The 22302-nt window shown below is 68.5% G+C and carries 22 protein-coding genes; 4 read left to right on the top strand and 18 right to left on the bottom strand.

Annotated features, from left to right (window positions below):
* Positions 1-696 precede the first annotated feature (696 nt).
* The 4 genes from BLV63_RS12545 to BLV63_RS12530 all read right to left on the bottom strand — a co-directional run bounded on the left by BLV63_RS12545 (position 697) and on the right by BLV63_RS12530 (position 5379).
* On the bottom strand, positions 697-2052 hold the full coding sequence (locus BLV63_RS12545) for an alanine racemase (RefSeq protein WP_217640451.1): 1356 nt from the start codon (positions 2050-2052) through the stop codon (positions 697-699).
* 26 nt (positions 2053-2078) lie between these two features.
* Entirely contained in the window at positions 2079-3701 is a 1623-nt protein-coding gene (locus BLV63_RS12540) for an FAD/NAD(P)-binding protein (RefSeq protein ID WP_066215728.1), read from the bottom strand.
* Positions 3698-4840, bottom strand: a complete 1143-nt coding sequence (locus BLV63_RS12535) for a pyridoxal-phosphate dependent enzyme (protein ID WP_066215725.1) — start codon at positions 4838-4840, stop codon at positions 3698-3700. The genes BLV63_RS12540 and BLV63_RS12535 overlap by 4 nt, the downstream gene beginning before the upstream one ends.
* 224 nt (positions 4841-5064) lie before the next feature.
* Complete coding sequence (locus BLV63_RS12530) at positions 5065-5379, bottom strand: ArsR/SmtB family transcription factor (protein ID WP_066215723.1); 315 nt, start codon at positions 5377-5379, stop codon at positions 5065-5067.
* A gap of 96 nt (positions 5380-5475) precedes the next feature.
* On the opposite strand from BLV63_RS12530, the gene BLV63_RS12525 reads away from it, so the two are divergent.
* Both BLV63_RS12525 and BLV63_RS12520 read left to right on the top strand, forming a co-directional pair.
* Complete coding sequence (locus BLV63_RS12525) at positions 5476-6768, top strand: MFS transporter (RefSeq protein WP_066215721.1); 1293 nt, start codon at positions 5476-5478, stop codon at positions 6766-6768.
* A gap of 133 nt (positions 6769-6901) precedes the next feature.
* Positions 6902-7195, top strand: a complete 294-nt coding sequence (locus BLV63_RS12520; protein WP_066215719.1) for a DUF4190 domain-containing protein — start codon at positions 6902-6904, stop codon at positions 7193-7195.
* 10 nt (positions 7196-7205) lie between these two features.
* Here BLV63_RS12520 and BLV63_RS12515 read toward each other — a convergent pair whose 3' ends face one another.
* A complete protein-coding gene (locus BLV63_RS12515) occupies positions 7206-8093 on the bottom strand; it encodes a PhzF family phenazine biosynthesis protein (RefSeq protein ID WP_066215717.1) in 888 nt (295 codons plus the stop codon).
* Positions 8094-8204: 111 nt separating this feature from the next.
* Between BLV63_RS12515 and BLV63_RS12510 the strand changes: the two genes are divergently transcribed.
* Entirely contained in the window at positions 8205-8663 is a 459-nt protein-coding gene (locus BLV63_RS12510) for an Lrp/AsnC family transcriptional regulator (protein ID WP_066215777.1), read from the top strand.
* Between the two features lie 52 nt (positions 8664-8715).
* Here the strand turns inward: BLV63_RS12510 and BLV63_RS12505 are convergent, their stop codons facing one another.
* Genes BLV63_RS12505 through BLV63_RS12480 form a run of 6 tightly spaced genes read right to left on the bottom strand, consistent with a single transcriptional unit; the run spans position 8716 to position 13381 of the window.
* Positions 8716-9435, bottom strand: a complete 720-nt coding sequence (locus tag BLV63_RS12505) for an ABC transporter permease (protein ID WP_066215715.1) — start codon at positions 9433-9435, stop codon at positions 8716-8718.
* Positions 9432-10313 (bottom strand): ABC transporter ATP-binding protein, encoded by an 882-nt coding sequence (locus tag BLV63_RS12500; RefSeq protein ID WP_066215713.1) that lies wholly within the window; start codon positions 10311-10313, stop codon positions 9432-9434. The genes BLV63_RS12505 and BLV63_RS12500 overlap by 4 nt, the downstream gene beginning before the upstream one ends.
* Positions 10310-11107, bottom strand: a complete 798-nt coding sequence (locus BLV63_RS12495; protein ID WP_066215711.1) for a SagB/ThcOx family dehydrogenase — start codon at positions 11105-11107, stop codon at positions 10310-10312. Before BLV63_RS12495 ends, BLV63_RS12500 begins: the two co-directional genes overlap by 4 nt.
* Before the next feature lie 18 nt (positions 11108-11125).
* Complete coding sequence (locus tag BLV63_RS12490) at positions 11126-12328, bottom strand: YcaO-like family protein (protein WP_066215709.1); 1203 nt, start codon at positions 12326-12328, stop codon at positions 11126-11128.
* Positions 12253-13173, bottom strand: coding sequence for a TOMM precursor leader peptide-binding protein (locus BLV63_RS12485; protein ID WP_066215707.1), 921 nt, complete (start codon positions 13171-13173; stop codon positions 12253-12255). The genes BLV63_RS12490 and BLV63_RS12485 overlap by 76 nt, the downstream gene beginning before the upstream one ends.
* A gap of 19 nt (positions 13174-13192) precedes the next feature.
* Positions 13193-13381, bottom strand: coding sequence for a hypothetical protein (locus BLV63_RS12480; RefSeq protein WP_066215705.1), 189 nt, complete (start codon positions 13379-13381; stop codon positions 13193-13195).
* 398 nt (positions 13382-13779) lie between these two features.
* Here BLV63_RS12480 and BLV63_RS12475 point away from each other — a divergent pair, with 398 nt between their 5' ends.
* The gene (locus BLV63_RS12475) at positions 13780-14346 is read left to right on the top strand and encodes an 8-oxo-dGTP diphosphatase (RefSeq protein ID WP_066215703.1); all 567 of its coding nucleotides are present in this window, start codon (positions 13780-13782) and stop codon (positions 14344-14346) included.
* Positions 14347-14439: 93 nt separating this feature from the next.
* Here BLV63_RS12475 and BLV63_RS12470 read toward each other — a convergent pair whose 3' ends face one another.
* From BLV63_RS12470 to BLV63_RS12440, 7 genes are all read right to left on the bottom strand, one after another.
* Complete coding sequence (locus tag BLV63_RS12470; protein WP_066215702.1) at positions 14440-15591, bottom strand: bifunctional 2-methylcitrate synthase/citrate synthase; 1152 nt, start codon at positions 15589-15591, stop codon at positions 14440-14442.
* A gap of 89 nt (positions 15592-15680) precedes the next feature.
* Positions 15681-16589 carry a methylisocitrate lyase gene (gene prpB, locus BLV63_RS12465; RefSeq protein WP_066215700.1) on the bottom strand — a complete coding sequence of 303 codons (909 nt, stop codon included), beginning with the start codon at positions 16587-16589 and terminating at the stop codon, positions 15681-15683.
* Positions 16589-18106 carry an MmgE/PrpD family protein gene (locus BLV63_RS12460; RefSeq protein WP_066215698.1) on the bottom strand — a complete coding sequence of 506 codons (1518 nt, stop codon included), beginning with the start codon at positions 18104-18106 and terminating at the stop codon, positions 16589-16591. The genes prpB and BLV63_RS12460 overlap by 1 nt, the downstream gene beginning before the upstream one ends.
* Positions 18103-18801 (bottom strand): GntR family transcriptional regulator, encoded by a 699-nt coding sequence (locus tag BLV63_RS12455; RefSeq protein WP_074784279.1) that lies wholly within the window; start codon positions 18799-18801, stop codon positions 18103-18105. The genes BLV63_RS12460 and BLV63_RS12455 overlap by 4 nt, the downstream gene beginning before the upstream one ends.
* Positions 18802-18916: 115 nt before the next feature.
* Positions 18917-19687, bottom strand: coding sequence for an SGNH/GDSL hydrolase family protein (locus tag BLV63_RS12450; protein ID WP_169795529.1), 771 nt, complete (start codon positions 19685-19687; stop codon positions 18917-18919).
* Positions 19688-19775: 88 nt separating this feature from the next.
* Positions 19776-20492 carry a response regulator gene (locus tag BLV63_RS12445; RefSeq protein ID WP_066215694.1) on the bottom strand — a complete coding sequence of 239 codons (717 nt, stop codon included), beginning with the start codon at positions 20490-20492 and terminating at the stop codon, positions 19776-19778.
* Positions 20489-22240 carry a sensor histidine kinase gene (locus BLV63_RS12440; RefSeq protein WP_066215775.1) on the bottom strand — a complete coding sequence of 584 codons (1752 nt, stop codon included), beginning with the start codon at positions 22238-22240 and terminating at the stop codon, positions 20489-20491. The genes BLV63_RS12445 and BLV63_RS12440 overlap by 4 nt, the downstream gene beginning before the upstream one ends.
* Positions 22241-22302: the final 62 nt, after the last annotated feature.

Below are 22302 nucleotides of genomic sequence, written 5' to 3'. Positions count from 1 at the left end.
CCGGCACGGCAAAAGTTCTCACAATACTCGTGTGAACTATAAGGGCATGTCAGCTATTTCTGCCAATCATCAAAGGGGGCCTAACATTGCGGGCGGATCCGACAGGATGCTGCATGGAATACCGAAAAGTCTCTGTTATCGGATTTCATCGAGTGCGGGTTGCAAGGACGAGGCGCGGACTGCCTTTTCTGTCATCCCATTCTGTTTCGGTTGCGGATATCTGGGAGCGCCCCGACGGCGTAGCAGACCAGGTCACCCCCTCCGACATGGTCGGTCGGGACGGGGATGCGGCCCTGGCGTGTTTTGTCTTCCTGCTGGAGATTCCCGGCCTCTCTCGCGCGTTCCGATTCCCGAGGAGATGGGTGAGGAATGCCGGAACGGGGCGGCGCAGCGCGGATTCAAGGAAAGGGGCTCCGGGGAATTCGGCGATTCTCCCACGGGGAAACTCTCGGTCACACGGCATCAGGCCTATGACGAATGATTCAGTTGACGTGACTCGTCCGGATTCAGGCGCGTGAATTGAGACATTGGTTTTCGTGGGCCTCCGGGCCGCTGACGGTGCTTGAGCAACAGGAATTGCGATGGTTTGTCCCAGAACGAACAAGCCATCGACCCGAACAGTTCTACAGCTCGGCACTGACACTCAAGATCGATCGTCAATGCAACGATTTTCGAGGCCGCACCGTCCCGTCATTCTCAGGATTCGCCATCCGGGATCCAGGCGCCGTCCCGGTGCACGAGATTCTGCGCGAGTGGCAGCTGGTGGGACGGGCTTTCCAGGATGTGCATGAGATACCCCGCAGTGTTGAGGAACACGGCGATGTCTCCTCGCGCGACGCCTTCGGGGAAGACCAGCCGCCTGCGGAGGAGGAGCTCCTCCTCGATGCAGTACGCGCCGACCAGGAACCCCTCACCGGGAGCGGACGGGGCGCCGGCTCCGGAGGGGCGCAGCCAGCGCGGATCGATCAGGACGTCGGCCGACGTCGAGCGCATCTGCGTCCGGTTCATCCGCAGCCCGACGAGCGGCACGCCGTCGCTCGTCGTCTTGCGGAAGGCGACCTCGGCGAGCGTCATGCCGCATCCGTCAAGCACGGAGCGCCCCGGCTCGCACCGCAGCTGAAGCCCCCGTGATGTCAGGAGTTCCGCCGGAGTGGTCCCATCGACCGGTGTGCTCAGGAGCGCGGACAGCCAGGCTCCGCGGGTCTCGCGCTGCCAGTAGGGATAGAGGGCTCCGGACGGGCAATCCAGTGTGGGGTCCGTGAGTCCGAGACGGTCGCCGCGCCAGGTCAGCACCCCACCGGTGTCCGCCGCCAGCGCCTGCCAGAAAGCCCGCCACGACTCTTCGTCGTCGAGGTAACTCATGGGGATCCCGCCGCCCATGTCGATGTACCCGACCGGGTGTCCCGCCGCCCGGAGCCGGTCGACGAGGCTGCACGCCTCGGCCAGGGCCAGGACGCGGTGGTCTCGGTCGTAGCCGTTGAGGTGGAAGTGAAGTCCTTCGATGTCCAGCAGTTCGCCGTGGTCCTTCAGGAAGGCGAGCCAGGAATCGGCCGTGAGTCCGAACCGGGTCGGCGGGACGTCGGGGTGGGTCACGGCGAGACGAAGGGCGACGCGGGCCCGGATCCCCAGGTCCGCCGCGATGGCCTCGACATCGGCCGTCTCGTCGGGATTGTCGAGGCTGACCGTGACCCCGGAACCCACCGCCAAGGTCAGAAGAGCGGTGTCCTTCACCGCGGCGGTCACGATGATCCGTCCCGCGTCGACGCCCCTGTCGAGGCACTGCTGCAGCTCGGCGAACGACGCGACGTCGAGCCCCGCCCCGGCGTCGACAGCGGCGGGGATGAGGGAGAGCGCCTTATTGGCCTTCCGGGCGACGAACACCGCGACGTCGACACCGAGCTCGGCGCCTGCGCGCGTCAGCTCGCCGATATTGCGGTGGAGCGGACCGAAGTCCAGCAGGTTCAGTGCCGATCCGTGATCCGCCAGCAGGGCCGCACACCGGTCCGGATCGGCGAGCAGCTGTTCCATCCAGGGTTCGGTCCGGCCGGTCAACGGCGGGAGTCCATGGCACAAGGTCGTCATCGTGAGTTCCGTTCGTGATCGGGGAAGGGGAGGGTGGCGATGGGGGTCCGGGCTCCGAGGACCCATTCCGCGACCGCCCGGGACCAGCGTTCGCTGTCCTGATGGAGTGTCCTGTTGAGCGTGTCGTGACCGATCACCGGGTCCTCGGTCGGCCGGCCAAGGGCGGCGAGACCGGAGGACGGGTGGCCCGACCGCGTCACGCACACGCCGTCCGGGCGGGTGAGCACGCCGCGCTCGCCGCGGCGGACCGTCACGTCCCCACGGGACAGCAGAGAGGCCCAGAGGTCGTCGTGAGCAGAAACGGGGCCTAGTGTCTCGGCCGGTCCGGTGAGGACGCCGGGGCCGGCCGTGACCGCGCGGACCGTGGTGACGGGGGACTCGGAACCGGCGAGGCCGGGGGAGCCCGCGTCGCTGCGGACCTGCAGGAGGCCGGCCTGGTGCAGGGCCAGCAGTTTCGCGGCGGTGGCCGGGGGAGGGCCGAACGCCCATTTCTCCAGGCGCGCCGCCCGGCGTCTCCAGAGGTCCCAGAGCTCAGGGGTCCGCGCGCCGCGCTCCAACGACCGCACGACATCCCGATAGCCGGCGGACCAGGCGCGGCCCCACCACCAGGCGGGGTCGCCGTCGAGCATTCCGTGCGCTCGTGCCAGGCCGTGCACCCATTGTTCGGCTGCGGGACCGCCCGGCGTCCCATGATCCAGATGGTCCAGCAGCGCAGGCGCGTCGAGGTCGACGCCGGCGGTCCTCGCCGCGGCGCTCGCCCCCTCGGCGAGTGTCATCCACCAGGCGTCGTCGGGCTCACCCCCCGTGGGCAGCGCCGCGGTCACACCCTGGACGGCGTCGAGGACGTGACGCTGGTCGGTGGCCGGTTTGGGCAGCATCATCTCCCCGGAACGGGAGGTCAGCGTGATCAGCCGAGGCTCCGCGCCCGACGCGACGTACTCCAGTGCGTTCCCGGGGGTCCGGCGCCAGGCGCCACCGCGGCCTTCCGTCACGTCCAGCACGACGTCGATCGCCGTGAGGGCGGCGCCGGTCACGGTCAGCGGGGCCGAGGGATCCGTGCCCTCCCCGGAGGCGACGCGCCGGTGATCCACGCCGCCGGAGTCGGCGTGCCCGGTGCAGAGCACGACGACGGGGGCCCGCCAGGAAGCCGGCCCCGCTGGGGTGCGGGCAGTGACGAGCCAGTAGTCCCCGTCCCGCGTCACCTCGCTCACGCGCCCCGCGCCGTGCCGGAGCTCGAGGCGCGGCGAGGCTGCGAGACGCTCAAACGCCCAGCTGAGATAGCGACCCACCTGGGTGCGGGGCGGAAAGGTCTCGCCGGCCGTTTCGGGGAAGAGTCGCTGTTCCCACGCGCGGTAGGACTCCGGGACGGCGGGGCAGCTCAGGTCCACGATCCTGGCGTCCACGTTCATCCGCAGGTGCGCGGGCTGCTCCGGATCCCAGACCGCGCCGGGCCCGGGCCGGGCCGGATCGCACAGGGTGACCCGCAGGGGGCGCGGTCGCGGGCCGAGCTCGGCCAGGCGAGTGTCCAGCTCGGCGACCGCCGCGAGAGCCTTGGGCCCGGCCCCGACGAACAGGACGTCGCACCAGGCCGTGGTGTGGGTGGGGAGGGGCGCCGTCATCGAGTGCTGAACGGGTTCGCCCGCTCCAAGGCGGCCTCGACCGCGCCGACGTCACCCAGGTTTCCCGCGACCCACTCGTCGTCGTACACGGTCGGCAGGTACGGCAGCCCGCCGTCGTGGACGAGCATGCCCACCGTGGTGCCGGCGTCCAGCGACTCGAGGTCCTGGCCGATGGCGGCGACGATCGCGCCCGTCGAGGCGCCGGCGAGGATGCCCTCGCGTCGTGCGAGCATGCGGCAGCCCTTCACCATGTCGAGCTCCGAGATCCGGCGCACTGCCTCCGGGCGCGCGTGCCGGGACAGCTCGGTCACGAATCCGGCACCCAAGCCGGGCAGGCGGCGTTCGCCGCGCTCGCCGTCGAACAGCACCGACCCCGCGGCGTCCACGGCGACCAGCACGGTCGGCCATCCCGCCCGTTCAATGGCCCGCTGGCATCCGAGCAGCGTGCCCGTGGTGCTCACCGCGACGTACATCCGGTCCGGCGGTGCGCCGAGAGCGGCGACGAACTCGGGCATGGTGGTGAGATCGTGGGCGCGGGCGTTGTCGGCGTTGCCGTATTGATTCGTGGTGACGGCGCCGGGGATCTTCTCCAGCAGTTCGGCGACCTTGAGGACTCGGGCGCGCAGGCGGTTGCCGTCCTCGGGCGTCGGCACGCGGACCACACGCGCCCCGTAGGCCTTCATGGCCTGCAGCGCCGCGACGTTGGCGAACTCATCGACGACGGCGACCATCCGGACTCCGAGCAGCGCACACTGGCGGGCCAGGGCGCTGCCGAGGTTGCCCGAGGTGGATTCGACGACGGTGCCGCCCGGCGTGAGATCGCCGCGTTCCATCAGCCCGGCCAGCAGGGACGCCGCGGTGCGTTCCTTCGTGCTGCCCGAAACCTGCAGAAGGTCCAGCTTGGCGATCACCTGAGCCGCGGAGCGCGCCCCGAAGAGGCGGTCCAGGGAGGTCAGGGGCGAGGGGATGAACGCGTCATGCAGGCGGACGGCCGCGGGACCGGGTTCCGGCATACGGAACAGCCCGGGGTGGTCGTCCTCGAACGGTGCACGGACGTGCCCACCCCATTCAGGTGCCGCGAATTCAGGCTCTTCCTGCTGCGAGGTCGTGTATCCGTGTAGTCCGATGTGACTGTTCATCAAACCCTCTCCGGCTCCTGATCGAGAAGCCTGGCTGTGATCGGGAAAGCCTGGTCATTCGACCCTATCGCGCTGATCAGCGCAGGATAACCCCCCACCTGGCGGTCCCGTCATGGGCCGGATGGGAGAAAGTATCCGAGGGGATTGCGAGAGAATTGGACGGGCGTTATGGCCGGTGTTTCCTGCCGGGGAATCCGTTGTGCACTCGAAGGGCGTGCCCTGGCCTACGCGTCGTCCTGGGCGATGAGGTTCAGAAGGCCGGGGAAGCGTTCCTCGATGTCCTCGCGGCGGAGCGTGACGCCTCGCATGTTCCCCCGGTCGACCTGTCGCACGAGTCCTGCCTCGCGAAGCACCCGGAAGTGGTGGGTGCGGGTCGACTTCGTGACGGGCAGGCCGAAGCTGGTGCAGGTCCGTTCGATCCCGGGCTCGCTGTGCAGCAGGTCGTGAATCACCTGCCGGCGCAGCGGGTCGCTGAGCGCGCTGAGTACCTGGCCCAGCTCGATCTCCGCCGTTTCGGGGTGGCCTTCCGCGTCCGCCATGTCCTCGCCTCCTCAGGGTTCTACTTGCATCATACCTTCGACGATGGGCATCATAGGTTCGTCATAGCTCGTACCTTCGTTCAAAGGCGTACCTTCATGACCGTCCGTGCCTCGTCCCCACCGACCACGACCGCGCCGTCCCGCGCGGTGCTCCCCGTCATCCTGCTGGCGCAATTCGTCATCCCGCTGTCCATCGCCGGGACGGCTGTGGGCCTTCCCGCGATCTCGGTCGAACTCGGCGCCGAACCCGTGCTTCTCCAGGGGATCGTGAACGGCTTCAACCTCGCCTTCGCCGTCTGCACCCTCATGTGGGGAGCGATCGCGGATCGCATCGGCCCGGGCCGGGCCTTCTTCTTCGGCGTGCTGGCGGTGGTTCTCGGCTCGATCCTCAGCGCGGCGAGCCCGTCCCTCCTGGTGCTCGACGTCGCCCGGGTCCTCGCGGGCATCGGCTCGGCCGCAGTCATCACCGGCGCGACGGCGACGATCCACTCGGCGTTCGAAGGACCCTCCCGTGCCAGGGCCTTCGCGGCGTTCGGCATGGTGAACGGCCTGGGGCTCGCGGCCGGTCCCAGCCTGTCCGGGGTCCTGATCGGCCTGCTCGGCTGGCGGGCCGTCTTCGTCGTCCATGCCGTCGTGCTTCTCGCTGCGCTGGCAGGCAGCCGCGCACTGCGCCGCCTGCCGAGGACCGCGCTCGCCTCCGGAAGCCGACTGTTCGACGTCGGGCTCTTGCGCAATCCCGGTTTCCTCGCGATGGTGCTGATCCCGGTGGCGGGGGCGGTCGGGTTCGTGACGTTCCTGACCTATCTGCCCGCAGCGCTGCAGGCGATCCACGGGTTCACGGCCGGTGGCGCGGGAACCCTGATGCTCGTGATGACTCTTCCGGTGCTGCTCGCCCCGCCACTGGTCCACCGGGTCAGGGCCAGGCATCCACGGATCGACGCCGGGGTGGTCAGTCTGGCGGCGCTGGTGTGCCTCGTGCTGGCGGCGGCCGGGTTCTTCGCGCTGCGTCCCGAGGTGCCGGTGTGGTGGACCGTGCTGCCCATGATCCTGGCCGGCGCCGGGTTCGGACTGCCGCTCGGCGTCGTCGACGGGAGTGCGCTGAGCTTCGTGCCGGCCGAGCGGAGCGGGACGGCCGCGGGGCTCCTGAACTTCTTCCGGATCGGGAGCGAAGCCCTGTTCGTCGCGCTGTATGCCGTGGTCCTCACCGCGGCGGTGCGGGCCCAGCCCGGTACGGTGGGGATCGCGGACCAGGTCGCGGCGGGGCAGCCGGGGCACGGCGACGTGTACACGCAGGCGCTGACCCCTGTTTTGTGGGGCATCGGAGTGGTGGTGGTTCTGCTCGGGGTGAGCTTCGTGGCCCTTTACCGCCGGGCCGTGAAGAACCGCTGAGTACGAAGACTCCGCCCCTGGACCACTGCGATCTGAAGCATTGGCATCCGAAGCGTTGCCATCCCGGCGGAGCAGGATCATCCTGAAAGGGCGACGGTCGGTCGACGGTCGTGCACACTTCGGGAGGGGACCCATGACACAGCGCCAGGCCGGTGGCACGCGCAATCCTGCCACGACGCGGCACACCGGGAAGCCCACTCTCGCTCTCAGCTCGCTCCTCTGCTGCCTCCTGCCACCGCCCACGGGACTGGTCCTCGGCGTCGTAGCGCTCCACCGGATCGACGGACCGAAGGGCGAAGGACGGGCGCTCGCGGTGGCAGGCATCGTGCTGAGCTCCGTGTGGGCGGTGCTGTTGATCGTCCTGACCGCCGTTCACGCGTTCACCACACAGGATCAGGTGTCCCCGCCGCTCATCGGGTGGGGATGAGGGAAGAGGTTCAGAGGAACAGGGTCCCTTCCGCGACGACCAGACCGGAGCCGGACAGTTCGACGCGGTCATCGTTGACGACGACACTCAGCACGCTCGGACGACCCGCCGCGTTGCCTTGCAAAATGCGGAACTCGTGGCCGGCGACGGCCGGGGATTCCTTGGCCAGAAGGGCGGCCAGGGGACCGGCGGCTGTTCCGGTGGCGGGATCTTCCGCGATTCCGACGGTGGGATTGAAGAATCGCGTATACGCGTCATACCCGTCCGCACCCGGCTCAGTCGTGAAGACATAGCACCCCTCTGCGCCACTGTGCGCCAGAATCGCCTTCAGACGGGCAGAGTCCGGCGCCGTACGGTCGATAGCGTCTCGGGACGCCACGGGGACCAGCAAGTGCTCCGCCCCTGTCGAGGCGACCACGGGGCCGGGAGTGGCCAGCAGATCATCGGTCGCCAAGGACAGGGCGGCTGCCAGGGATTCTCGGTCAAGGACGCGGCCCAGGAATCGAGGTGCGGACTGTTGCATCGTCACTCGAACCACGGCGGAATCGGGGGAGCGGTCGATGCGCACGGGGAGGATGTCCTGCCCGATCTGTTGCCGGAATTCGTGGCGTTCCGGAGGAAGGCCGCCGTGACCGGCGAGCCAGATCCAGGCCCCCATCGCGTTATGCCCGGCTCCCAGCGCTTCGAACCCCTCGGGGGTGAAAGAGAGTAACCGGATGTCTGCGCCGTCCAGGGCTGGCGTGACCAGGAACGTCGTTTCTGATTGGTTGAACTCGCGCGCGATCGCGACCATCTGCTCGAGCGTGAGGTCGTCGGCCTCGGGTACGAGAGCCAGGGGATTTCCCGTCAGCGGGGTTTGTGCGAAGACGTCCACCCAGAAAAATCGTGTTGTCGCCATTGGTGAATCCCTTCCGTTGGTTCCACGTTAGAGGGATACCGAGTGGATTCGGAGGACAATTTCGACGGGAGAATAGAGGTTTCGCCGTCGCTTTTGCGGCACCATGGCGAGATGACCGATCATGAATCCGTCGACAGCGTGGATGCTGCTCTGATCCGTGCGCTTCAGACTGACGCTCGGGCGCCGCTGACCGAGCTGGCTCACGCCGTGCACCTCGGGACATCTGCGACGCGTAGCAGGCTGCTCAGGCTCGAAGAGCGGGGCATCGTCACGGGTTACCGCGCGTCCGTTCCTCCGTCCAGCGCAGGATTCGGATTGCACGCAGTCATCCGGATGAAGGTGCACGGTTCGCTCTTCGACCAGGTCAAAGCAGTCATCGACCAGGAACCGCAAGTGGTCCGTTGTCTGCGCATCACCGGTGAGGCGTGCTACAGCATTGAGGTCCTCGCACGCGACATGGCTGACCTCGAACGCATCACGTCGCGCTTCTCGAGGATCGGGTCCATCACCACCGACCTCGTTTACGAGGTCGTGACGGACCGCCCCACGCCCATGGGCCCGGCAACCTAGCCGCTGAAGGCGAAGCCGCGAGCACACCCGCGCGGGGCCCTCGCCCAGCCCCTCACCGGTACTGCGTCTGCTCCACCCGCCGGTAGCCCCAGACGGCCACGGCTCCGCAGAGCAGGAAATAGCACGCCAGGATGATCAGCGCCAAGCCATTGCCTTCGCCGTGGAGCGCCGAGGTGATGAGGTCCGACCAGGCCCCTGTGGGGCTGAACGTGTGCAGCGGCTGCAGGGCGCCCAGATCCCAGGCTCCGAAGAGTCCACCGACGAAAGCCAGGGGGAAGTAGATGAGATTCGTGATCGGCACGGCTCCGCGGGCGGGCAGCCAGTAGCCGAGCGCGAGTCCGAGGGCGCCGTGGACCAGGCCTCCGAGGATCAACGCCCCCACAGCCCACAGGAACCTCCCGGGCGCCACGGAGAAGACCGCCCCGTTGACCACTCCCAGGACCAGGAGCGGCACGGAGAAGAGCACCGAGAAGAACAGCCCGGCGATCAGCTGCGACAGCACACGCACTCTGGAGGGCACCGGGAGGCTCAGAAGATACAGACTCCACGCATCATTTCGCGTGGATGCGATGCCGACGCCGAACTGGAACATCATCGTGCCCAGCATCGCGAAGGCGAGGTAGCTGAAGAGGATCTGCCCTGCCGGAAGGTCCGCGCGGACTCCGACCATCAGGTAGAACGCCGCGGGGAGCGCGATGAGTGGCAGGAAGAAGGAGGGCAGCCGGAGGAGCTCCAGGACCTGGATGCGGACGTACTCGGCGACGAACTTCATGCCTTCTCCTCGCTCAGAATCATGCTCACGGCATCCTCCAACGAGGACTGCAGGACATTCAGTCTCGGGTCGTCCAGGACCTCCAGCAGGATCCTGCTGGCCGCGTCGGGGTCTTCGGTGACCAATCGGTAGCGACCGGCCCCCGCCGGCTCGACGACGCCGAGCTCGAGGACCGCTGCCGGGAGCGGCGCCGCGGCGGAGAAGCTGAGCTGATACAGACCGAGGCGCTGTCTCACGGTCTCGATGCCCTCACTCAGGATGTTCCTGCCGTCCTTGACCAGGGTGACGGTGTCCGCCGTCGCTTCGATCTCGCCGTAATCGTGAGACGCCATGATGATGCACCTGCCGAGGTCCCGCTGCTCGAGGATGATGTTCCGCACCTGGGCCCGGCCCTCAATGTCCAGACCGGCGAGCGGTTCGTCCATGATGATCACCGGGGCGTTGCAGATGATGGCGCCGGCGATACCGAGCCGTCTGAGCTGCCCGCCCGAGAGGCCGCCGCATTGCTTGTCGAGGATTCCCTCGAGCGACAGGGCGTCCTGGACCGCGGCGAAGTCCAGAGGATCCGGGTAGTGCACGGAGATGAACCTGAGCACTTCACTGACTTTGAGCGTCGGCGGGAAGGTCACCGCCTGTGGCACGCAGCTGACGTGCCGTGCCTGGGGCCCTCCTCGGACCACCCGCTGCCCCAGAACGGTCGCCGTGCCCGAGGTGGGCTGCCGGATTCCGGTCAGGATGTTCAGAGCCGTCGACTTACCCGCTCCGTTGGAACCGAGGAGGCAATGGACGCCCGCCCCCAGTTCCAGGGAGAAGCCCGTCAGGGCCGCCTTCCCCCGGTAGTCCTTGACCACGTTCTCCCACGACACGATCGCCGTCATGTCAGGTCCCCCGATTCCTTGTTGACATGTCCGAAAGCAACACTGTAGATGACGGACTGCTCCACGCCGTCGAGGCACAGCAAATCGTCCACTTTCTGGTCGATGAACCCTCCCACGGCGCACGATCCGATCCCCGCCTCGTCGGCGCACATCATCATGGCCTGCGCCAGATGCCCGGCCTCGATCAGTGAGAACCGGTAAGCCCGCTGCCCGTACTTGATCCGCTGGCGCAGGAAACTCCCGACGAAGAACACGTGAAACGCCGAGGCGTCCGCCAGGTTCTGGAACACCAGACAGTCCCGGAGGAACTCCCGGGGATCGACGCGCACAGGAAGCCGATGGAGCACGGCTTCGTGCGGATCCAGGGCGTAGATCCCGGGGGAGACACCCTCCACCGCGGCCACGGCCAGGTAGATGTCGATCGGGTACAGGGCCCCGGCCGACGGGGCGCCGCGCCCCTGCTCCACCGTGAGGCAGGCCGATTCCCGGAGGATGCTGCTGAGGATCCCGGAGCTCACCGGCAGCGGGGCGAAGCGGGTCGCCGAGCGTCGGTGACGGAGCGCGGCGGTGACCGGGGAGGCCGGCCCCGCGGGGTCGAGCGCATGGCGTTCGGAGGACAGGTACGGCGGATGCGGACGGCCCAGCATTCTCAGTGCCTCGGGATCGGTGCTGAGTTCGGTCGAGTAGGTCCCGGTGGCGGAGCCGCTCGTCCAGAGACTGAGTTTCGAGGCGACGTGGAACGTCTCCGCGGGATCGTCGTACGCCGGGGTGGCGAGTGCCCATTGCTGCTGCATGAAGTGTCTCCGGAGAGGTCAGGGGAAGGGATGAGGGGTGGTGTGCACCGCGTCGGGATGCTGACGAAGGTGCGGCTCGTCGACGTCCAGGGTGGCGGCCTGCGGACTCAGGGCGCGGATCACGTGCCAGCCCTGCGATGCGACGTCGGGCGACCGGACGTCCGCCAGGTACACCTGCCAGCCGGCGCCCTCCAGTGCGAACAGCGCCGCGGGCAACGGGTGGATCCCCTCACGGAGGAACTCCGCCTCGGTCACGGCCGGTCCCGAGTCCAGGAACTCATTGAAGTGCCGGTTCGAGGGCCGGGAGTGGAAGGCGATGTGATCCCTCAGCGATTCGACCTCCGTCGGCATCGACGACGCCGCCGCCTCGGCGAGGCCCCAGTTGTACGTGTGCAGGGATTCGACGAACGCCGCCGTCATCGCCGCGCCGATGTCCGGTTTGGAGGAACAGCCCACGGCGAGCCCGACACGGTCCGAGCGGGCGCAGGACAGCACCACGGGCAGTCCGCCGGGACCCTCCAGCCGGACCAGGGTGACGGTCACCCCCTGGAGTTCCAGTTGCCGGCACGCTCCCCGCAAGGCGGGGGAGAAGTGCCCGGGGACGGTCTCCGGAATCCGCAGGGTGGCGCCGGATGTCCTGCGGTACCAGGCACGCAGGAAGCCGTCCCGTTCGATCAGCTCGAAGACCGCGGCCCGCGCCGCCATCGCATAGCTTCGGCCGGCTCCGAGACCGTTGGAGGTGACGGTGCACCAGCGGGTCCGGTCACCTGGGTTCAGATGGACCAGGTCCGCGGGTACGGCTCTGACCGAGTGGTCAACCGCGCGGTGCACGCTGACGTACGGCAGATCCTCCACCGTGTCGGGATGGGCATAGGAGAAGCCGGGCTGCGCGTACTGTTCCTCGGTGAACGGCATGAACTCCGTGGCGGGGATGATCTCCTCCTCATGCGGAGCGTCGAAGACGTCGGGAAGGTACCCCGCCGAATACCGTTCGATGAACTCACCGCCGGCCGACCCGTACAGCTGATCAGCGCCGATCCCGAAACCGCAGGAGGCCTCTTCCGGAAGGCAGGCTTCGAGCAAACGCGGCAGATCAGGGGAGCGGTCGATGAGGGCCGGAAGACTCATCGCACCGGGGCCCATCCTCAGGGTCTTGATGCCGGGGATGAGGCCGACGTCGGGACCGGCCAGCCCGCTGCGGAGGAGGCTGGGGCGAGCCAAGGATAGCTGGTTGACGATCTCCCGGTCTGTGAACACGAGGGGCACCGCGGCACACTCCAAACTCTCGAGTTGTAACTGGTCAGGGTTCCAGGGTTGATGACGCTGCACGACCCGATGAGATCGTTGGCGTCACGGTAGAAGGCGGCGACGGCGAGCCGTGCCGCGAGGTGGACCCCGAGCGCGAAATCGTGGGGCGGGAAGTCCTCCGACGGGATCGTCTGATGGAACCTCAGGTACTCATCCGGCCAGTCGGTGGTGGCGGCCCTCCGGATGACGAGGCATTCGAAGCACGCGCTGGTGCCCGGCAGGACGGCGGGCCCCACGACGAGTTTGCCGCCGTCGAACGGGACGACCGGCACGTGGCATTCGCCCCGTCTCCAGGCCTCGCGGCAGACGTCGATCGCGTCCTGGACCGAGGGCCGGATGACGAGCACCGGGACATCGGTCCGCTCGGAATCACGATCCTCGATGTCGACGGCGGTGAAGACGCTCAGGACCTGCCTCGCCCGGGTCTCCCAGCGTTCCGGGACGTCGAGGCGGAGCGCCGGCCGGTCAGTTCGCGGGTCGAAGGGCGGAAGTCCGCCCAGCCGTTCCTGTGGCCCCCGGAGGGCCGAGACGACACCGGCCGAGCGGAGTGCGCCCAGAAGGCGTTCCTGGCCACCCAGACCAGGAACGCCTTCCGCCACCTCGTCGAGCGTGCGGGGCGTGCCGAGAAACTGGAACAGTTCACGGGCCAATTCCTGATGTTCACGGAAGCGGACGATCGAGCTTCCGCACACGAGGACGAAGGAATCTTCGAAATCGGCTTGCCGGACGCCCTCGGCCACGACGTAGGTGGTGCTCACGATGATTCGACCTCCGCGCCTACGGCGCCTTCGGCGAGGTGGGACGAGCAGAGGAGCACGACGACGACAGGGTCACCGTGTCTCCGTCCATCTTCGCCGGGGTCACGAGGGACCCGCCCGTTTCGAAGTCGAGTTCCTTCAGTTGCCTCGGCATCACGTGACCCGGCTCGGTCTCCACGATGGGTGCAATTGTCAGTGCAGTGCTCACTTGTTCTCCTTTGGACAAAGCGAATATTTACGGAATAACACCTGATATTCAAAGGTGTTGAAATGAGCCTAGAAGTGGGCTTCGTCCCTCGTCAAGGGCATATAAATATTCTTTTGAAGAAAGTTCTGGGCCTGTTTCTGGCGGTATTTTCGGGAAATTGGCGCGATAAAAGAGAGGCCTCTTGCCGGCCAGGCAGAAATTCTTCAACCCCGCGGGAATCGCCAGGGGAAGTGCGGTGCTCACTCGGGGTGAGGTGGATGCGCTCACACCAGTATCACCATTGGGCAGCCAAATGTCCAACAGATCGTCCTGGATGGCGTGTCCTTCGGCGCGAAGTCCTCCACCTGACCGCCCCGGGCCCACCGCACAGGGGTTCCGGCCCCGATAGCATGAGCAGCATGACTGCCGCTCCTGTCGTCCTGTGCTTCCTCCTGCGCCCCTCGGGCGCCTCGGGCCTGGAAGGGGATCCCGCTCTCTGGGATGTTCTCCTCGGCCTCAAGAAACGAGGCTTCGGGCAGGGGAAGGTCGTGGCCATCGGCGGCCATGTCGAGGCGGGGGAGACCCCGGAGGAGGCCCTGCAGCGGGAGGTCTGGGAGGAGGTCGACGTCGTAGTGCCGCAGGAGGCCCTGGCCAAGCTCGGCACGGTCCGGTTCGTCTTCCCTGCCCAGCCGAGCTGGGACATGAATTCCGTGGTGTACGCCGCGGACCGCTGGGAGGGCGAGGTGTCCCCGAGCGAGGAGATCTCCCCGGAATGGCACGGCCTGGACGGTCTGCCGTTCCGCCGCATGTGGCCCGACGCAGGCCACTGGCTGGAGGAAGCCCTGACCCGCGCGGCCCAGGCGGTGTCCGGCGGCTCGCCGGAACCCTTCGATGTCACGGTCACCCTGGCCGACGACAATCACGCCGTCGCAGGCGTCGAGTGGACCTTCGGGGGACCATGCGCAGAACCGTTCCCGGCTGCCTGATCCGGACGCCGCTGCCTGAACCGGATGCTGAACGACGACGGCGCGCGGCCACCGGGGAGGTGACCGCGCGCCGTCGTCGTGGCGTCCCGGGCGTCAGCCCAGGTGCCGCTCCTCCACGCCGTTGTAGGCGCTCAGCGGGCGGATCAGGGAGTTCGCGCCTGCCTGCTCCATGACGTGAGCCGTCCAGCCGACGATCCGGCTGGCGACGAACAGCGGCGTGAACGTCGGAGTGTCGAAGCCCATGAGGTGGTACGTGGGGCCGGCAGGGTAGTCGAGGTTCGGCTTGATGCTCTTCGCCTCGTCCATGGCCTGCTCCAGCCCGTTGTAGAGACCGAGGAGCTCGGGGCGGCCGTAGTGTTCGATCATGGCGTCCAGCGCGGCTTTCATGGTCGGCACGCGGGAATCGCCGTGCTTGTAGACGCGGTGGCCGAAGCCCATGATCTTCTTCTTGGCGGCGAGCGCCTCCTCCATCCAGGTCTTCGCCCGGGCGGCGGCGTCCTCGGCGGATTCGGAGGGATCGATGCCCAGCTCCTCGAATGTGTGCATGACGGCCTCGTTGGCGCCGCCGTGCAGCGGCCCCTTCAGGGCGCCGATGGCGCCCGTGACGGCCGAATGCAGATCAGCGAGCGTCGACGTGATGACCCGGGCCGTGAAGGTGGAGGCGTTGAAGGAGTGCTCCGCGTACAGGATCATCGAGACGTTGAACGCGTCGACCACGGCCGGGTCGGCCTCCTCGCCGAAGGTCATCCAGAGGAAGTTCGCCGAGTATCCCAGGTCGTCACGGGGTTCGACGGCGTCCTGGCCGTGCCGGCGTCGCTGGTCGTAGGCGACCACGGCGGGCATCGCGGCCCACAGATCGATCGCCTTTGAAAGGTTCGCCTCGGGGCTGGAGTCCTCCGCCTGCGGATGCCGGGCGCCCAGGACGGAGGCCGCCGTGCGGCAGACGTCCATCGGATGGGAGCCCACGGGCAGCGCGTCGATCACGGTCTTCAGCACGGGATCCAGGGCTCGTCCGGCCCGTTCGCGGGCCTGGAACTCCTCCAGCTGCTCGGGGGTCGGCAGTTCCCCGTTCCACAGCAGGTAGGCGACCTCCTCGAAGCTCTTGGCCGCGGCCAGCTCCTGCACCGGGTAGCCGCGGTAGAGCAGCGAATTGCTGTCCGGATTGACCTTCGAGATGGCGGTGTAATCCACCACCACGCCGGCCAGGCCCTTCTTGATCTCGGTCTCTTGGGGTGTGGTGCTCATGGTGACTCCTTCGTCGAATGAAGCCTATCGGTGTGATTCTGGGACTGTTTCCTGTGAATTGGCTTCGAGCGGTGTGACAGCCCGATGAGTCATCGCGGTGTGCCCGGCACCTGGAAGTTGAAGACCCCGGTGTCGAAGCTGTTGTAGGCGGGATAGTCCACCAGTTCGTACAGCCGGGCACGGGTCAGCATGTCCGGCACGGCGGCCTGCTGGGTGCCGTCCGCCTTGATGGTCTCCAGCACCCGCTCCGCCGCGCCCAGCGCACTGCGCAGCAGTGTCACGGGATAGATGACCATGTTCACGCCCACCGAGGAGAGTTCCTCCAGGGTGAACAGCTCACTCTGCCCGAATTCCGTCATATTGGCCAGGATCGGCACGTCCACGGCCTCCCGGATGGCGGCGAACTCCTCCAGGGTCTTCATGGCCTCGGGGAAGATCGCGTCGGCGCCGGCGGCCACGAGGGCGCGGGCGCGTTCCTGGGCTGCTTCCAGTCGATCGGCCGCCCGGATGTCGGTGCGGGCCATGAGGAGGAAGCCGGGGTCCCGGCGCGCCTGGGCCGCCGCCTGGATGCGCCGCGTGGCGGTCTCGACGTCCACCACCGACTTGCCGTCCAGATGGCCGCAGCGCTTCGGGTTGACCTGGTCCTCGATGTGGCAGCCGGCCAGCCCGGCGTTCTCCAGCTCCTGCACGGTGCGGGCGACGTTCATGGGTTCGCCGAAGCCGGTGTCGGCGTCGACGAGTGCGGGCAGATCCGTCATCCGGGCGATCTGGCCGGCACGCGTCGCCACCTCCGTCAGCGTGGTGAGCCCGATGTCCGGCAGCCCCAGGTCGTTGGCGAGGACCGCGCCGGAGATGTAGACGCCGTCGAACCCCTTCTCCTCGATCAGCCGGGCGGACAGGGGGTTGAACGCCCCGGGGAACTGGACGGTGCGGCCGGAGGCCAGCAGATCCCTCAGCTCGCGGCGCTTCTGCTCGGGGGTGCGCGTCGAGTACAGCATCAGAAGAGGCCCTTCGGCGCGGAGGCCAGATCGATCACGCCGGGGGCCGCCTGGATGTTCAGCTGGTCCAGTTCACCGGCGGCGAGCTCCGGGAGGCGCTGCACCGTGTCGAGGAAGCGCTCGATCTCGGCCGGCTCCACGAGACCGTCCGCGAGGGTGCGGAACTTGGCGATGTACTGCTCGCGGGCGAAGGGCCGGGCTCCGAGCGGATGAGCGTCCGCGACGGCGATCTCGTCCTCGATCACGCGGCCGTCCGTGAGGGTGATGACGACGCGGCCGCCGAACGCCTTCTCCGCGATGTCCAGGGAGTGGTAGCGGCGCGTCCACTCGGGGTCCTCCTCGGTGGTCACCTTGTGCCACAGCTCCACGGTGTCCGGGCGGGCTGCGCGGTCCGGGGCGTAGGAGTCGACATGGTGCCAGCGGCCGTCCTGGAGTGCGACGGTGAAGATGTACGGGATGGAGTGGTCCAGGGTCTCGCGGCTCGCCGTCGGGCTGTACTTCTGGGGGTCGTTGGCGCCGGAACCGATCACGTAGTGCGTGTGGTGGCTCGTGTGGATCACGATGCTCGCGACGTTCGCCGGGTCCGTGAGCTCGGGGTGCTCGCCATGCAGCTTGCGGGCGAGGTCGATCCAGGCCTGCGCCTGATACTCGGCCGAGTGCTCCTTGGTGTAGGTGTCCAGGATCGCGCGCTTGGACTCGCCCGGCTCGGGGAGCGGCACCTCGTAGGAGGCGTCGGGACCATCCAGCATCCACGCGATCACGCCGTCCTCACCCTCGTAGATCGGCACGGGGGAGGTCTGGCCGCGCATGGCGCGGTCCACGGACTCCACGGCCATCTTGCCGGCGAACGCGGGGGCGTGCGCCTTCCACGTGGAGATCTCGCCCTTACGGGACTGCCGGGTGGCGGTGGTGGTGTGGAGTGCCTGGCCGACGGACTGGAAGACGGTCTCCGTGTCGAGGCCGAGCAGTGTTCCGAGACCCGCGGCGGCGGACGGCCCGAGGTGCGCCACGTGGTCGATCTTGTGGGCGTGCAGGCAGATGGCCTTCACGAGGTCCACCTGGATCTCGTACCCGGTCGCAATGCCGCGGATGAGATCCGCGCCGGAGGAGCCGACGTGCTGCGCGACGGCCAGCAGCGGCGGGATGTTGTCCCCCGGGTGGGAGTAATCGGCGGCGAGGAACGTGTCGTGGTAGTCGAGTTCCCGGACCGCCACCCCGTTGGCCCAGGCGGCCCACTCGGGGGAGACCCGCTCCTGGATGCCGAAGACGGTGGCGCCGGGTCCGCCGGTGGAGGGTGAGTGCGTGAGCGCCTGAGCCCGCGCCGCCACGATGGGCGCCCGGTTGAGCGACGCGACGGCCACCGAGGCGTTGTCGATGATGCGGTTGATGATCATGTCGGTGACGTCGGGGTCGACGGCGACGGGATCGGTGGCCACGCGGGCGATCTTGTGGGCCAGCTGGTCCTCACGGGCCAGGTTCTCATCGCTGCGGTGGACGCGGACGTTGTGGGTTTTCACCGTGACTCGCTTTCCTGTGGGGTGGTGTCGTGAACATCGCGGGCCGGCGACAGGATGCCGCGGCCCCGCTGGCTGTGGTGGAGGTGATCCAGGCTGGCGTGCAGGTGGACGGTCGTGGCCGCGGCGGCCAGGCCGGGATTGCCCTCGGCGACGGCGGCGGCGATCGCCGCATGCTCCCGCGAGGAGTCGCGCAGCCGGCCGGGGTTGTCGTGGGCCAGGCGGCGCAGACGCTGAAGGTGAGGACGGAGCTGACGCAGGGACAGCGCCAGGTACGCGTTGCCGCACTCCTCATCCAGGGCGTCGTCGAGCTCGCCGACCAGCCGGTAGTAGCCGTCCACTTCGGACGAGGCGCCCAGGAGCGACTCCGCCGTGACGAACTGTTCGTGGAGGCGCGCGAAGCGCTCGCGGTCTCCGCGGCTCGCGGCGAGTGCCGCCGCCCGGCTCTCCAGGGTCTCGCGGAGTTCGAAGAGCTGATCGAGGTCGCCCACGGAAAGTTCCGCCACGACGACGCCGCGCCGCCGCTCGGCGACGGCCAGCCCTTCCGCGGTGAGCCGGGAGAGCGCCTCCCGCACCGGGGTGCGGCTCACTCCGAGCCGTTCGGCCTGTTCGACTTCAGCGAGGACGGTGCCGGGGGCCAGGCGCCAGGAGACGATGTCCTCCCGGAGGGCTTCGTACGCCCGGTCACGTGCTCGCATGGCCTCAGTGTATACACAAAGGGCCTTCCGAAGGGATAGTGGGCCTCAACTTCCCGCTTATGTATACAAACGCGCGCAGTTGCCCAGTCGCCCTGTCGCCCATTCGTGCAGTCGGTCAGCCGCTCGACGCGGGAGACGCCGCGGCCGGCGCCGGTGCGGGACTCGTCGAGGGGGCGGCGGGGAGCCCCAGCACCGTCCCCATGAGGTCGGCGAGGTGCACATGCCCCTCGGGGCTGGGGTGTTCACCGTCCGGGCCGAGGAACGCCTCCGCTTGCGTGGCCATCCAGTCATGGGTGATCGGGTCCACGAACTCGACGGACGACGCGTCGGCCGCGGCCTTGAGGGCGTCGCGGATCGCCAGAAGCTCCTGGTCCGGGTCCGCAGAGTAGGCGGGCGGCCCCACCACGATCCGGCGGGCGTGAGGGGCACGGAGCCTGACATCCTGAAGCGCGGCCAACGCGGCCTGTTTCACCTGTCCGACGTCCTCGCCGAGGTCGTTGTCAGAGCCGAAGAACAGCACCGTTCGGGTCCAGGCGTTGACGGAGTGCTGCACTTCAGCCCCGAACGTGTCGCCGTCCTCACCCGGGCTGACATAACCGCTGCCGTTCTGCGCCGCGTTGACCAGGACCAGATTGGGCTTCGCTGAGGCGAGCCGCTGATTCAGGAGCGTCGGCCAGGCCTGATCGGCGGACGTGCCGAATCCTGTGCTCAGGGAGTCGCCGATGATGACGAGGTTGGACTGCCCAGGTGGCGCGGGGGTGGCATGGGTGGCGGCCTGGGCGCTCGTGCCGCAGGCGCCCAGCAGGGCCGCGACGGGACCGCCGACGGTGAGCAGGAGGAATGTCCTCCGGCTGCTGCCGCCGTTCTGGTCACGTGAGTTCTGCACGTCCCTCATGCTCTCCATCATTCCTGTGTCTGCGCTGTGTCATCGATAGCCGTGCCATCGATAGCTGTGTCGCCGATGCCGTGTCGCCTCACACGCTGCGGTACTCGTTCTCCGGCCGGCCGGGGGTGCCGTAGCGCGGGGTGCTGCGCAGCACCCCGGCCGCCACCAGATGCTCGAGATAGCGGCGGGCGGTCACCCGCGAAAGGTTCGCCTGTTCCGCCAGCTCCGCGGCGGACAGCGGGTGCGGCGCGGTGGTGACCAGTTCGCGGACGGCGGCGAGCGTCGTCGTCGAGATGCCCTTCGGCAGCGGCAGCTCCACCGGTGCTCGCAGGGTGGCGAAGGCCTGGTCCACGGCGCTCTGATCCACCGGCGCGGGGGAGGCGTCCTCCGTCTCCGCTCCGGACGAGTCCAGGGTGCGCCGGAAGGCGCGGTAGTTCTCAAGCTTCTCGGCGAAGGTCGCGTAGGTGAAGGGCTTGATGAGGTACTGCACGACGCCGGTCGCGATGGCGCCCCGGACGACGGCGAGTTCCCGGACCGCCGTGATCGCGATGATGTCCGTGAGCAGGCCGGCGCTGCGCATCCGGCGCGCGACGTCGAGGCCGTGCAGATCCGGCAGGTTCATGTCCAGGAGCACCAGGTCCACGGTCTCGCCGCGCTCGCGGGCGAGGCTCAGCGCCTTGAGCGCTTCCTGGCCCCCTGCGGCGCTTCCGGCGTGCTCGAAGCCCTCCAGGCGGTCCAGGTAGGCGGCGTGCGCCTCCCGGGCGATCGCCTCGTCCTCGACGACGAGGACGCGGATGGGTTTCATGACTCTCCTTCGGGGGTTTCTGCCGATCCGCCGTGCAGCGGCAGGGTGACGACGAAGCGGGCCCCGGGCAGTTCCCCCGGCTCCCGTGGCGCGAAAACGGACGACGGCGCGTGGCCGGCCTCCACCTCCAGTGTCCCATCCAGTCTGCGCACCGTCTGCCGTACGAGCGCCAGCCCCACCCCGCGGCCGTGCCGGCTCTCCTTGGTGGAGTACCCGAACTCGAACGCGCGCTCGAGCTGTCCTTCGCCGAGCCCGGCGCCCGAGTCCTGCACGGTGAAGGTGACGGATCCCTCGTCCGCAGTGATGCCCAGGCGCACCAGGCGAGGCGCCTCGGCGGCGGCCGCGGCGTCGATGGCGTTGTCCAGGAGATTGCCGAGGATGGTCACCAGATCCTGGACCGGGATGTCGAGAGCGGCTGGGGTGGAGCCGCCGTGCAGTTCCAGGAGGACGCCGCGTTCGTGGGCCTCTGCGGACTTGCCCATGACGAGCGCGGCCAGGACTGGCTCGTCCACGGAACCGAGCAGGTCATCGGCGAGCCGCTGGCCCAGTTCGAGGTCGCGCGTGGCGAGTTCCAGTGCCTCCGGCGTGCGGCCCAGCTCCATGAGGGACACCATGAGGTGCAGGCGATTGGCATGTTCGTGGGTCTGTGCGCGGAGCGCGTCGGACAGGGTGCGGGTGGTGGCCAGCTCCGAGCCGAGGGATTCGATCTCGGTCCGGTCGCGCAGCGTGGCGACCGTCCCGAGCCGCCGCGGCCGCGATCTCGTGCCGGAATCCTGTTCGACGGCCGCCTGCTGGTTGACCACCAGCAGGCGGGGGCCCGCGAGGTGGACTTCGTCCCGCGCCTCGCGTCCCGAGGTGAAGAGGTCCCGCAGACTCGGTTCGAGGGGTAGCTCGGCGACGGTCGGCGGCACGGCGGCGCCGGTGCCGGAACCGGAGCCGGGGCCGGTCGCGGAGTCCTGTGCGGCTTCGCGGCTCGCCGCGGCGCCCGGGGAACCGGCGGAACCGGGGGAGTCGAGACCCAGGAGCTCCGCCGCCTGGTCGTTGTACATCACCACCCGGCCCCGGGTGTCCACGAGGACCACGCCTTCGCGGACCGAGTGGAGCACTGATTCGTAATAGGCGAAGAGCTGGGCGAGCTGCTCCGCACCCCAGCCGTGCGTGACCCGGCGCAGATACCGGCCGAGGAGCCAGGCCACGAGAGCCCCGCCGGTCACGAGAGCGGCTGCCAGGCCGAGGATCGCCAGAAGCCGCCAGGTGATGCCGGCGTCGACGTTCTGCACGGTGACGCCCGCGGACACGAGAGCGACCACTTTCCCGGACGGGTTCTTCACCGGGACGATCGTCCGGACGGACGCGCCGAGGGTGCCGGTGTAGGTCTCGGTGAAGTCCTGACCGCGCAGCGCCGGTTCGACGGTGCCCAGATACTTCTTGCCGATCTCGGCCGGGTTGGCGTGCGTCCAGCGGGTCGTGTCCGGGCTCATGATCGTCAGGAAATCCACGTGGCCGCGTCGCATGACCGCCTCGGCGTAGGGCTGGAGGGTCGCGGACGGTTCGGGGGACACGGCGGCCTGCACCACGAAGGGGCTGGCCGCCACGGTGGCCGCGACGCTCTGCGTGCGCTGCCCGGCGTCGTCGTAGCTGCGCGTCCTGATGTCGACGGCGGCGAAGGCGCTCGCTGCGATAGCGGCCGTCAGGACGAGGAGCAGGTTCGCCACGAAGAGACGGCGGGCGATGCTCCAGCGTCCCATGAGGTCCTTCACGGTTCTCGTCTCCTCCGTGTCCGGTGAGCGCCGGTCGGCGCCGTCGCCTG

The sequence above is a fragment of the Arthrobacter woluwensis genome (genome assembly GCF_900105345.1).
In the GTDB taxonomy this organism is placed as follows: Bacteria; Actinomycetota; Actinomycetes; order Actinomycetales; family Micrococcaceae; genus Arthrobacter_E; species Arthrobacter_E woluwensis.
Note: the sequence above shows the minus strand (reverse complement) of the source record. Positions and strands in the feature narration are given on the sequence as shown.

Coding starts and splice junctions, on each gene's coding strand:
- BLV63_RS12540 (WP_066215728.1), bottom strand. CDS start 3,701: ATGACGGCGCCCCTCCCCACCCACACCACGGCCTGGTGCGACGTCCTG.
- BLV63_RS12535 (WP_066215725.1), bottom strand. CDS start 4,840: ATGAACAGTCACATCGGACTACACGGATACACGACCTCGCAGCAGGAA.
- BLV63_RS12530 (WP_066215723.1), bottom strand. CDS start 5,379: ATGGCGGACGCGGAAGGCCACCCCGAAACGGCGGAGATCGAGCTGGGC.
- BLV63_RS12525 (WP_066215721.1), top strand. CDS start 5,476: ATGACCGTCCGTGCCTCGTCCCCACCGACCACGACCGCGCCGTCCCGC.
- BLV63_RS12520 (WP_066215719.1), top strand. CDS start 6,902: ATGACACAGCGCCAGGCCGGTGGCACGCGCAATCCTGCCACGACGCGG.
- BLV63_RS12515 (WP_066215717.1), bottom strand. CDS start 8,093: ATGGCGACAACACGATTTTTCTGGGTGGACGTCTTCGCACAAACCCCG.
- BLV63_RS12510 (WP_066215777.1), top strand. CDS start 8,205: ATGACCGATCATGAATCCGTCGACAGCGTGGATGCTGCTCTGATCCGT.
- BLV63_RS12505 (WP_066215715.1), bottom strand. CDS start 9,435: ATGAAGTTCGTCGCCGAGTACGTCCGCATCCAGGTCCTGGAGCTCCTC.
- BLV63_RS12500 (WP_066215713.1), bottom strand. CDS start 10,313: ATGACGGCGATCGTGTCGTGGGAGAACGTGGTCAAGGACTACCGGGGG.
- BLV63_RS12495 (WP_066215711.1), bottom strand. CDS start 11,107: ATGCAGCAGCAATGGGCACTCGCCACCCCGGCGTACGACGATCCCGCG.
- BLV63_RS12475 (WP_066215703.1), top strand. CDS start 13,780: ATGACTGCCGCTCCTGTCGTCCTGTGCTTCCTCCTGCGCCCCTCGGGC.
- BLV63_RS12470 (WP_066215702.1), bottom strand. CDS start 15,591: ATGAGCACCACACCCCAAGAGACCGAGATCAAGAAGGGCCTGGCCGGC.
- prpB (WP_066215700.1), bottom strand. CDS start 16,589: ATGCTGTACTCGACGCGCACCCCCGAGCAGAAGCGCCGCGAGCTGAGG.
- BLV63_RS12455 (WP_074784279.1), bottom strand. CDS start 18,801: ATGCGAGCACGTGACCGGGCGTACGAAGCCCTCCGGGAGGACATCGTC.
- BLV63_RS12445 (WP_066215694.1), bottom strand. CDS start 20,492: ATGAAACCCATCCGCGTCCTCGTCGTCGAGGACGAGGCGATCGCCCGG.
- BLV63_RS12440 (WP_066215775.1), bottom strand. CDS start 22,240: ATGGGACGCTGGAGCATCGCCCGCCGTCTCTTCGTGGCGAACCTGCTC.